The sequence below is a fragment of the Streptomyces sp. NPDC046379 genome, from assembly GCF_055587785.1.
Genome location: NZ_JBVJFP010000006.1, coordinates 255,793 through 267,079 on the forward strand (window position 1 = coordinate 255,793; position 11,287 = coordinate 267,079).

Here is an 11,287-nt window from a genome sequence, read left to right on the forward strand (position 1 = left end):
GTCCCCGACACTCTCCAGGAGCCGGCCCGTGGAACCCTCCGATTCCACCGTCACCACGTGCTACCGCCACCCCGACGTGGAGTGCCACGTCCGCTGCACCCGCTGCGACCGTTGGATCTGCCCCGCCTGCATGCACGAGGCGGCCGTCGGCCACCACTGCCCGGAGTGCGTGAAGGAGGGCGCGCGCTCGGTGCGGCGGGCGCGCACGGTGTTCGGCGGCCGGATCTCGGCGGTGCCCGAGGTGACGTACGTCCTGATCGCGCTGAACGTGCTCGCGTACCTCGCCGAGCTGGTGCGCCCGCAGATCGTGGACCGGTTCGGGATGCTGGGCGCGGGACTGGTCGGGCCCGACGGCGTGCACTACGTCTACGACGGCGCGTTCTTCGGGGTGCTGGAGACGGAAGGGCTGGCCGGGGGCGAGTGGTACCGGCTGCTGACCGGGCCGTTCCTGCACATGCCGCCCACCGAGGGGACGTTCGGCATCCTGCACATCGTGATGAACACGGTCGCGCTGTGGAACCTGGGCCGGGTGATGGAGCCGCAGCTCGGCCGGCTCCGGTTCGCCGCCCTGTACCTGCTGTCGGCGCTGGGCGGCTCGGTGCTGGTGCTGCTGCTCGCCCCGGGCACGCTCACCGTCGGAGCGTCGGGCGCGATCTTCGGTCTGGGCGCGGCCCACTACGTCATGGCCCGCCGGCTGGGCGCCGACATGAACGCCGTCAACCGGTTCATGGCGGGCCTGCTGCTGTGGCTGATGATCTCCGCGGCCCTCACCTCCTGGCAGGGCCACCTGGGCGGACTGCTGACCGGCGGCGCGGTGGCCCTGGCGTTCGCCCACGCGCCCCGGGCCCGGCGTACCGCGGTCCACGCGGGCGCGTGCGCGGCGCTGCTCGTCCTGCTGCTGGTCGCGGCGTGGGCGAAGGTGCAGCAGCTTCGGGGGTACTGAGCGACCGCACCGGGTGGCCTGCTCCCCCGCCACTTCGCCGTCGGTGGCCGCCGCGGTCGTCGTCACCCGGGCGCACACCCGGCGCGCGCGGACATGCGACGGCGCCCGCCCTGTCGTCCGGTCGGGGACTGGTGGGCGGACGCCGTCCGTGTTCCGTACGCCGTTGTACGGGACGTGGGTGGACCCGGGTCAGACCGCCAGGGCGCGGTCGGTCGGGCGGATCGGGGCCGGCAGATCGCTGGCGCCGGTCAGGTAGCGGTCGACGCCGCGGGCGGCCGAGCGGCCCTCCGCGATCGCCCACACGATGAGGGACTGGCCGCGGCCGGCGTCGCCGGCGACGAACACGCCCGGCACGTTGGTCTGGTACTCGGCGTCGCGGGCGATGTTGCCGCGCTCGTCCAGTTCCAGGCCGAACTGCTCGACCAGGCCGTTCTCCCGGTCGGTGCCGGTGAAGCCCATGGCGAGGGTGACCAGCTGGGCGGGGATCTTGCGCTCGGTGCCCGGCTTCGGGGTCAGCTTCCCGTCGACGAACTCCACCTCGGTCAGGTGCAGCCACTGGACGTTGCCGTCCTCGTCGCCCTCGAAGTGGGTGGTGGAGACGGAGTAGACCCGCTCGCCGCCCTCCTCGTGCGCGGAGGTGACCTTGTAGAGCAGCGGGAACGTCGGCCACGGCTGGGAGATCGGGTCCCGCTCCTCGTTCGGGCGGGGCATGATCTCCAGCTGCGTCACCGAGGCCGCGCCCTGGCGGTGGGCGGTGCCCACGCAGTCGGCGCCGGTGTCGCCGCCGCCGATGACGACGACGTGCTTGCCCTCGGCCGAGATCGGGGGCACGACGTAGTCGCCCTCCTGGACCTTGTTGGCCAGCGGCAGGTACTCCATCGCCTGGTGGATGCCCTTGAGTTCCCGGCCGGGCACGGGCAGGTCGCGGGCGGTGGTGGCGCCGACGGCCAGGACCACGGCGTCGTACCGCTTCGCCAGGTCCGTCGCCTTGAGGTCGCGGCCGATCTCGATGCCGGTGCGGAAGCGGGTGCCCTCCGCGCGCATCTGCTCGATACGGCGGTTGATGTGCCGCTTCTCCATCTTGAACTCGGGGATGCCGTACCGGAGGAGGCCTCCGACGCGGTCCGCGCGCTCGTAGACGGCGACCGTGTGGCCGGCCCGGGTCAGCTGCTGGGCGGCGGCCAGACCCGCGGGGCCTGAGCCGACGACGGCGACGGTCTTGCCGGACAGGCGCTCGGGGATCTGCGGGGCGACGTCCCCGGTCTCCCACGCCTTGTCGATGATCGAGACCTCGACGTTCTTGATGGTGACCGGCGGCTGGTTGATGCCGAGCACGCACGCGGACTCGCACGGGGCCGGGCACAGGCGGCCGGTGAACTCCGGGAAGTTGTTGGTGGCGTGCAGCCGCTCGGACGCGGCGGACCAGTCCTCGCGGTAGGCGTAGTCGTTCCACTCGGGGATCAGGTTCCCCAGCGGACAGCCGTTGTGGCAGAACGGGATGCCGCAGTCCATGCACCGGCTGGCCTGCTTGCTGATGATCGGCAGCAGGGAGCCGGGGACGTAGACCTCCTTGAAGTCCCGGACGCGCTCCTCGACGGGGCGGGACCTGGCGACCTCGCGGCCGTGGTTGAGAAAGCCCTTGGGATCAGCCATTGGTCGCCGCCTCCATCATCTTCTCGGTGATCTCGGTCTCGGAGAGACCGGCTCGCTCGGCGGCGTCCTTGGCGGCGAGCACTGCCTTGTACGTGCGGGGAATGATCTTGCTGAAGCGCTGCACGGACGCGTCCCAGTCGGCCAGGAGCTTGCCGGCGACCGTGGAGCCGGTCTCCTCGGCGTGGCGGCGCACCACGTCGTGCAGCCACTGCCGGTCCGTGTCGTCCAGGGCCTCGACCGCGTCGAGGTTGCCGGAGTTGACGTTGTCCCGGTCGAGGTCGATGACGTACGCGACGCCGCCGGACATGCCGGCCGCGAAGTTGCGGCCCGTCTCGCCGAGGACCACCGCGTGACCGCCGGTCATGTACTCGCAGCCGTGGTCGCCCACGCCCTCGGAGACGACCAGCGCGCCGGAGTTGCGGACGCAGAACCGCTCGCCGACCCGGCCGCGCAGGAACAGCTCGCCGCCGGTCGCGCCGTACGCGAGGGTGTTGCCCGCGATGACGCTGTACTCGGCGAGGTGGTCGGCGCCCCGGTCCGGGCGGACGACGATCCGGCCGCCGGACAGACCCTTGCCGACGTAGTCGTTGGCGTCGCCCTCCAGGCGCAGCGTGACGCCGCGCGGGAGGAAGGCGCCGAAGGACTGGCCGGCGGAACCGGTGAAGGTGATGTCGATGGTGTCGTCGGGCAGGCCCGCGCCGCCGAACTTCTTCGTCACCTCGTGGCCGAGCATGGTGCCGACCGTGCGGTTGATGTTGCGGATGGCGACCTGGGCGCGCACCGGCTGGGCCTCCTCGGCGGAGGCGGCGTTCAGCGCGTCGGCGGCGAGCCGGATCAGCTCGTTGTCGAGCGCCTTCTCCAGGCCGTGGTCCTGCGCGATCACCTGGTGGCGCACGGCGCCCTCGGGCAGCTCGGGCACGTGGAACAGCGGCTCCAGGTTGAGGCCCTGCGCCTTCCAGTGGTCGACCGCGCGGGTGACGTCGAGCGCCTCGGCGTGGCCGACGGCCTCCTCGATGGAGCGGAAGCCCAGCTCGGCGAGGAGTTCGCGGACCTCTTCGGCGATGAACCGGAAGAAGTTGACGACGTACTCGGCCTTGCCGTTGAACCGGTCCCGCAGGGTGGGGTTCTGGGTGGCGATGCCGACCGGGCAGGTGTCCAGGTGACAGACGCGCATCATGACGCAGCCGGAGACGACCAGCGGGGCGGTCGCGAAGCCGAACTCCTCGGCGCCGAGGAGCGCGGCGATGACGACGTCGCGGCCGGTCTTGAGCTGGCCGTCGGTCTGCACGACGATCCGGTCGCGCAGGCCGTTGAGCAGCAGGGTCTGCTGCGTCTCGGCCAGGCCCAGCTCCCAGGGGCCGCCCGCGTGCTTGAGGGAGGTGAGCGGGGAGGCGCCGGTGCCGCCGTCGTGGCCGGAGATCAGCACCACGTCGGCGTGCGCCTTGGAGACGCCCGCGGCGACGGTGCCGACGCCGACCTCGGAGACCAGCTTGACGTGAATGCGCGCCTGGGGGTTGGCGTTCTTCAGGTCGTGGATCAGCTGGGCCAGGTCCTCGATGGAGTAGATGTCGTGGTGCGGCGGCGGGGAGATGAGGCCCACGCCCGGCGTCGAGTGACGCGTCTTGGCGACCCACGGGTAGACCTTGTGGCCGGGCAGCTGGCCGCCCTCGCCGGGCTTGGCGCCCTGGGCCATCTTGATCTGGATGTCGTCGGAGTTGACGAGGTACTCGCTGGTGACGCCGAAGCGGCCGGAGGCGACCTGCTTGATCGACGAGCGGCGCGCCGGGTCGTACAGGCGCTCCGGGTCCTCGCCGCCCTCACCGGTGTTGGACTTGCCGCCCAGCTGGTTCATGGCGATGGCGAGGGTTTCGTGCGCCTCCTTGGAGATGGAGCCGTACGACATGGCGCCGGTGGAGAAGCGCTTGACGATCTCGCCGACCGGCTCGACCTCGTCCAGCGGGATCGGCTGCCGGTCGGACTTGAAGCCGAACAGGCCGCGCAGCGTCATCAGCCGCTCGGACTGCTCGTTCACGCGCTCGGTGTACTTCTTGAAGATGTCGTAGCGGCCGGCGCGCGTGGAGTGCTGGAGGCGGAAGACCGTCTCCGGGTCGAACAGGTGCGGTTCGCCCTCGCGGCGCCACTGGTACTCGCCGCCGATCTCCAGCGCGCGGTGCGCGGGGGCGATGCCGGAGGCCGGGTAGGCCTTGGCGTGGCGGGCGGCGACCTCCTGGGCGATGACGTCGATGCCGACGCCGCCGATCTTGGTGGCGGTGCCGTTGAAGTACTTCTCCACGAAGGCCTCGTCCAGGCCGACGGCCTCGAAGACCTGGGCGCCGCGGTAGGAGGCGACGGTGGAGATGCCCATCTTGGACATGACCTTGAGGACGCCCTTGCCGAGGGCGTAGATCAGGTTGCGGATGGCCTGCTCGGGCTCGATGCCGGGCAGGAACGTCCCTGCGCGGACCAGGTCCTCGACGGACTCCATCGCCAGGTACGGGTTGACGGCGGCGGCGCCGTAGCCGATGAGCAGCGCGACGTGGTGCACCTCGCGGACGTCCCCGGCCTCCACCAGCAGACCCACCTGGGTGCGCTGCTTGGTGCGGATGAGGTGGTGGTGGACGGCCGCGGTGAGCAGCAGCGACGGGATCGGCGCGTGCTCGGCGTCCGAGTGGCGGTCCGACAGGACGATCAGCCGGGCGCCGTTGCCTATCGCCGCGTCGGCCTCGGCGCAGATCTCCTCGATGCGCGCGGCGAGGGCCTCGCCGCCGCCGCCGACCCGGTACAGGCCGGACAGGGTGGCGGCCTTCATGCCGGGCATGTCGCCGTCGTGGTTGATGTGGATGAGCTTGGCCAGCTCGTCGTTGTCGATCACGGGGAAGGGCAGCACGACGGAGCGGCAGGAGGCCGCGGTCGGCTCCAGCAGGTTGCCCTGCGGGCCCAGCGAGGAGCGCAGGGAGGTGACCAGTTCCTCGCGGATGGCGTCCAGCGGCGGGTTGGTGACCTGCGCGAACAGCTGGGTGAAGTAGTCGAAGAGCAGCCGGGGGCGCTCGGAGAGGGCGGCGATGGGCGAGTCGGTGCCCATGGAGCCGATGGGCTCGGCGCCGGCCTTGGCCATCGGGGCGAGGATGACGCGCAGCTCTTCCTCGGTGTAGCCGAAGGTCTGCTGGCGGCGGGTGACCGAGGCGTGGGTGTGCACGATGTGCTCGCGCTCGGGCAGGTCCGACAGCTCGATCTCGCCGGCTTCCAGCCACTCGGCGTACGGCTTCTCGGCGGCGAGGGCGGCCTTGATCTCGTCGTCCTCGATGATGCGGTGCTCGGCGGTGTCGACGAGGAACATCTTGCCGGGCTGCAGGCGGCCCTTGCGGACGACCTTGGCGGGGTCGATGTCGAGGACGCCGACCTCGGAGCCGAGGACGACGAGGCCGTCGTCGGTGACCCAGTAGCGGCCGGGGCGCAGGCCGTTGCGGTCGAGGACCGCGCCGACCTGGGTGCCGTCGGTGAAGGTGACGCAGGCGGGGCCGTCCCAGGGCTCCATCATCGTGGAGTGGAACTGGTAGAAGGCGCGCCGGGCCGGCTCCATGGAGTCGTGGTTCTCCCACGCCTCCGGGATCATCATCAGCACGGAGTGCGGCAGCGTGCGGCCGCCGAGGTGGAGCAGCTCCAGGACCTCGTCGAAGGAGGCCGAGTCGGAGGCGTCCGGGGTGCAGACCGGGAAGACCTTCTCCAGTTTCTCCGGGGCGCCGAACAGCTCCGAGTACAGCTGGGACTCCCGGGCGCGCATCCAGTTGCGGTTGCCCTTGACGGTGTTGATCTCACCGTTGTGCGCGACGAAGCGGTACGGGTGCGCGAGCGGCCACGAGGGGAAGGTGTTCGTGGAGAAGCGCGAGTGGACGAGCGCGATCGCGGAGGCGAAGCGGCGGTCGGACAGGTCCGGGAAGAAGGGCTCGAGCTGGCCGGTGGTCAGCATGCCCTTGTAGACGATGGTCCGCGCGGACAGCGACGGGAAGTAGACGCCGACCTCGCGCTCGGCGCGCTTGCGCAGCAGGAACGCCTTGCGGTCCAGCTCGATGCCGCGGGAGGCGTGGTCCGTGACGAAGATCTGGCGGAAGGCGGGCATCGTCGAGCGGGCGGTGGCGCCGAGCAGCTCGGGCGCGACGGGGACCTCGCGCCAGCCGAGGACGGTCAGGCTCTCCTCGGCGGCGATCGCCTCGATCCGCGCGAGGGCGGCGTCGAGGCCGTCCTCGGGCAGGAAGGCGGTGCCCACGGCGTAGCCGCCGGCCTCGGGCAGCTCGAATCCGGCCACCTCGCGGAAGAAGGCGTCCGGCACCTGGGAGAGGATGCCCGCGCCGTCGCCGGAGTCGGGCTCGGAGCCGGTGGCCCCTCGGTGCTCCAGGTTGCGCAGAACCGTGAGCGCCTGCTCGACCAGCGCATGGCTCGCCTCGCCGGTGAGGGTGGCCACAAAGCCGACGCCGCAGGCGTCGTGCTCGTTGCGGGGGTCGTACATACCCTGCGCAGCAGGGCGAGCATCCATGAAGGACCAGTTCTGGCCATTCGCGGACTGCTGGGACGGCTGGCGCGGCGTACGCATCGGCTCTCCCGTCGTCGTCATGTGGCGGTGGTGTCCTCCCAGGCCTCGCGGGCTCTGGGGGAAGGTGCCGAGGGACGACGCTGGCCCTCTGCGAGATCTGCGATGAGATCAAAATTTCGTGCAGGTTACATGATGGAGCGATTCTCGGGAACCGGATACTCCGTTCCAACATGCGGACGCCGCGGGTGGCGGCGGGGGTACCGCCACGGGCGGCGAAGTATGGGGGGACCGAGCAGGACAGATCGGTGTCCGTCGGTCCAGGGACGGGGAGGCAGCGCCGCCGGCCCCGTGTGGGCGCGCCGCGGGCCTCATTGCCCACAGCGCTTACGGGTCATGCCCGGCGGTTAAGCGTTCGAAACCACCGAGTAACGACTAGTTATGCGGTCCCATGCATAAGTTCCAGCCACCTATCCTACGGCCACCCCGAACAGAGTGCCCAGGGCGTACGTCACACCGGCCGCCGCGCCGCCGAGGGCGAGCTGCCGCAGTCCGCTGAACCACCAGCTGCGCGCGGTCACCTTGGCGACCACGGCCCCGCACCCGAAGAGCCCGGCGAGCGCCAGCAGTACGGCGGGCCACAGGGCGCTCGCGCCGAGCAGATACGGCAGGACGGGAAGCAGGGCGCCCAGCGCGAAGGAGCCGAAGCTGGACACCGCGGCGACGGCCGGCGAGGGCAGATCGGAGGGGTCGATGCCGAGCTCCTCGCGGGCATGGATCTCCAGTGCCTGCTCGGGGTCCCGGGACAGCTGCCGGGCCACCTCGCGGGCGAGGCCGGGTTCGACGCCGCGGGTCTGGTAGAGGGCGGCCAGCTCGGCCTCCTCGTCCTTGGGGTGCCTGCGCAGTTCGCGCCGCTCCACGTCCAGCTCGGCCTCGACCAGCTCGCGCTGGGAGGCGACGGAGGTGTACTCGCCGGCCGCCATGGAGAAGGCGCCGGCGGCGAGGCCCGCGAGGCCGGTGAGCACGACGGCCCGGTGGCTCACCGATCCGCCGGCGACGCCGGTCATCAGGGCGAGGTTGGAGACCAGGCCGTCCATCGCGCCGAACACGGCGGGGCGCAGCCAGCCGCCGTTGACGTCGCGGTGGGTGTGGTTGTCGCGGTGCGCCTCGTGCAGCGCCGCCTCGGTCTCGATGATGGCCATGTTCCGGCCCCCCAAACGCTTCTTTGGACTCGTTCTACTTTTCGACTCCAACCAGAGTAGACCTCCCGAAGGCCTCCCGCCAGCAAGGAAAGGCTGGGCTAACCTGCGGTTTTACCCTCCGTCGCTCATCCGTCCGGGATCAGGCTCAGATGTCGACCGGGTGACAGCGGCACCGGCCGGGCTGCGCCGCGGACGGCACCGGGGAGAGATCCGCAAAGGAGAGGAGAAGCGATGGCATCGATCGCCTGCGTTCCCTCGGTCCCCGCCCCCGGGGACGCCGCCCGGCTCCGCGACCGGGCCCGCGGCGCCCTGCTCGGCCTCGCCGTCGGCGACGCCCTGGGCGCACCCGCCGAGAACCTCACGCCCTCCCAGATCCGCGCCCGCTGGGGCCGCATCACCGGCTACGTCGCCGAGGAGCCCGCGGGCACCGACGACACCGAGTACGCGATCTTCTCGGGCCTGCTGCTGGCCCGGCACGGCTGCGCCCTCACCCCCGCCCACGCGGAGGCGGCCTGGCACGCCTGGATCGCCGACCGCGCCGAGGGGCCCTTCCGGGGCGCGGGCTTCAGTGAGCGCGGCACGCTGGAGAACCTCCGCCGGGGCCTGGCCGCGCCGGTCTCCGCCCAGCACCGCCACGCCTGGAGCGACGGGCTGGCGATGCGGGCGGCCCCGTTCGGGGTGTTCGCCGCGGGCCGCCCCGCCGAGGCGGCCCGGCTCGTCGCCGTCGACGGCTCGGTCAGCCACGACGGCGAGGGCATCTACGGCGGCCAGGCGGTCGCCGCCGGGGTCGCGGCGGCGATGGCGGGCGCGCCGGCCGGCGTGGTGGTGGCCTCCGCGCTGGCGGTCCTGCCCGACGACTCCTGGACGGCACGCTCGTTGCGCCGGGCCGTGGCCGTCGCCCACCGCGGTGAACGGGCGGTGCGCTCCGCGGTCGTCATCGGCGGTTACCCCTGGACCGACCTCGCCCCCGAGGCGGTCGCCCTCGCCTTCGGGGCGTACGCGTCGGCCGACGGCGACTTCCGGGAGGCCGTGCTCACCGCCGTCAACATGGGCCGCGACGCCGACACCACGGGTGCGGTCGCGGGAGCCCTGGCCGGGGCGACGCTGGGCGCCTCGGCGATCCCGCCCGAGTGGGCGTCGGCCATCGGCCCGGCCCGCGGCACCTGTCTTCCGTCGATGGCGGGCCACCATGTGCTGGAGGTGGCGGACCTGCTGACACCGGGGGCGGGGGCGGCGGAGGGAGGCGCAGAGGAGCGGATTTCCCGGCGGGGGGCGGCGCGTGTGCGGGGGGCAGCGGCCGTACGGGGAGCAGCAGCCGTACGGGGAGCAGCAGCCGTACCAGAGGCAGCACCCGCACGGGAAGCAGCAGCCGCACGGCAAGCAGCAGCCCGGCCACAGGCAGCACCCGTGCCCGAGCCGACTCACGGGCACGAGGCGGAAACCGTGCCGTGTGCGGGCGCCGCTCCCGCCCCGACCGCCCTCCCCACGGCCGGCGCGGGACCCGGTGCGGACGCCCGACAGGTGCCGGATCCCGCCCGCCGGCCGGACCAGGCACCGGTACCGGATCCCCTGCGCGAGCCGCATCCCGCAGGCGGGCCGGCCGTCGTCCCGGACGTCGCCGCCTGCTCACCCCCTGACGCGAACACCCCGCACGAACCCGCCCCCGCACGGAACGCGAACCTCGTGCACGAGCCGGCCCCCGCCCCCGGGCCTGCCCCCTCCTCCGGGCCTGCCCCCGTCCCCGCCGACACCGGCCCGCCCGCCGGGCCCGACTCCGCCCCCGACCCCGCCGACTACGTCCTCGTCTCCGACCGGGACGAGGCGCGGCCGTGAGCGGCGCACGGGCCGGGCGGCGTGTCGAGGGGCTGTTGCTCGGGCTCGCCGCCGGGGACGCCGCCGGCTGGCCCGCAGCCCGGCACCGGGCCGCGCGGATGCCCGAGTGGACCCGGCGGCTCACCCGCGAGCTGGACGCCTTCGCCGAGCAGAACGCCACCACCACCCTGCCCGTGCCCATCGCCCTCAACCAGCCCCCCGGCCCGCTGCGCCTCGGGCCCTCCGACGACGCCGAGTGGGCGGCGTTCGCGGCCGAGGCGGTGCTGCGCGCGGGCGACGACGGCGCGCTCGGCGACCTGAGCCGGGAGCGCCGGATCCGCGCGGCCATCGACCTGACCTGGTCGGCCGTGGCGAGCGAGGTCGCGGCGGCCGCCGAACGCGCCGCGGGGACCGAGTCCGCGGTGCTGCCGCTGCGCGCCCGCATCTCCGTGCGGGCCGGTCTCGGCAACCTCGCCACCGGGCTGCGCCCGCCCGCCACCGGCCACGACAACCCGCACTACTTCGACGACGCGGCGTGCGTCCGGGCCTGTGCGCTGGCCGTGGCCCACCCCGGCGACCCGGCGTCCGCCGCCGCGCTCGCCGAGTTCGACGCCCGCTACACCCAGGACGGCGACGGCGTCCACGGCGCCCGCGCGATGGCCGCCGCGGTGTCCCTCGCGCTGGCCGGCGCCGGCGCCGGGGAGTGCGTCGCGGCGGCCGTGGCCGAGCTGCCCGAGGAGACGGAGATCGGCCGCAACGCCCGCCACGCGCTGCGGCTGGCGGCGGACGCCGGGAGCGCCTTCGCGCTCCTCCCGCCGCTGGAGCACCAGATCGTCGACCACGTCTACAGCTACGGCGTCGCCGCCGCCGAGACCGTGCCCGTCGCCCTGGCGCTGGCGAGCGCCGCGCACGGCCGGATCGCCGAGGCGGTGCCCGCGGCGGCCTGTCTGTCGCGGGTCGCCGACTCGGCCCCCGCCCTGGCCGGCGCCCTCACCGGAGCGCTCGGCGGCGGCGCGGCGGTCCCGGCGTCCTGGCGCGACGCCTGCCGACTGCTCTCCGGCTGCGTCCTGCCCCGCCTCACCGGCACCGACCTGGTGGAACTCGCCGAACTCCTGGAAGCCGCACAACCGGCCCCACCAGGAGGATGATTCG

General features: G+C 73.1%; 5 protein-coding genes and 1 pseudogene. 3 read left to right on the plus strand and 3 right to left on the minus strand.

Going from position 1 to position 11,287, the window contains the following annotated elements; translation table 11 throughout:
• Positions 1 to 28: 28 nt before the first annotated feature.
• Positions 29 to 943, plus strand: a complete 915-nt coding sequence (locus ACZ6KF_RS13795) for a rhomboid family intramembrane serine protease (protein WP_469238505.1) — start codon at positions 29 to 31, stop codon at positions 941 to 943.
• A 189-nt stretch (positions 944 to 1,132) separates the two neighbouring features.
• Here ACZ6KF_RS13795 and ACZ6KF_RS13800 read toward each other — a convergent pair whose 3' ends face one another.
• From ACZ6KF_RS13800 to ACZ6KF_RS13810, 3 genes are all read right to left on the minus strand, one after another.
• Positions 1,133 to 2,596 carry a glutamate synthase subunit beta gene (locus ACZ6KF_RS13800; RefSeq protein ID WP_469158152.1) on the minus strand — a complete coding sequence of 488 codons (1,464 nt, stop codon included), beginning with the start codon at positions 2,594 to 2,596 and terminating at the stop codon, positions 1,133 to 1,135.
• Positions 2,589 to 7,184, minus strand: a complete 4,596-nt coding sequence (gene gltB, locus ACZ6KF_RS13805) for a glutamate synthase large subunit (RefSeq protein ID WP_469158180.1) — start codon at positions 7,182 to 7,184, stop codon at positions 2,589 to 2,591. Before gltB ends, ACZ6KF_RS13800 begins: the two co-directional genes overlap by 8 nt.
• Positions 7,185 to 7,591: 407 nt before the next feature.
• The gene (locus tag ACZ6KF_RS13810; protein WP_356634390.1) at positions 7,592 to 8,323 is read right to left on the minus strand and encodes a VIT1/CCC1 transporter family protein; all 732 of its coding nucleotides are present in this window, start codon (positions 8,321 to 8,323) and stop codon (positions 7,592 to 7,594) included.
• Positions 8,324 to 8,554: 231 nt separating this feature from the next.
• Here ACZ6KF_RS13810 and ACZ6KF_RS13815 point away from each other — a divergent pair.
• Both ACZ6KF_RS13815 and ACZ6KF_RS13820 read left to right on the plus strand, forming a co-directional pair.
• Positions 8,555 to 9,565, plus strand: a pseudogene (locus ACZ6KF_RS13815) (ADP-ribosylglycohydrolase family protein); the annotation flags it as partial.
• 587 nt (positions 9,566 to 10,152) lie between these two features.
• On the plus strand, positions 10,153 to 11,283 hold the full coding sequence (locus tag ACZ6KF_RS13820; protein ID WP_469238506.1) for an ADP-ribosylglycohydrolase family protein: 1,131 nt from the start codon (positions 10,153 to 10,155) through the stop codon (positions 11,281 to 11,283).
• Positions 11,284 to 11,287: the final 4 nt, after the last annotated feature.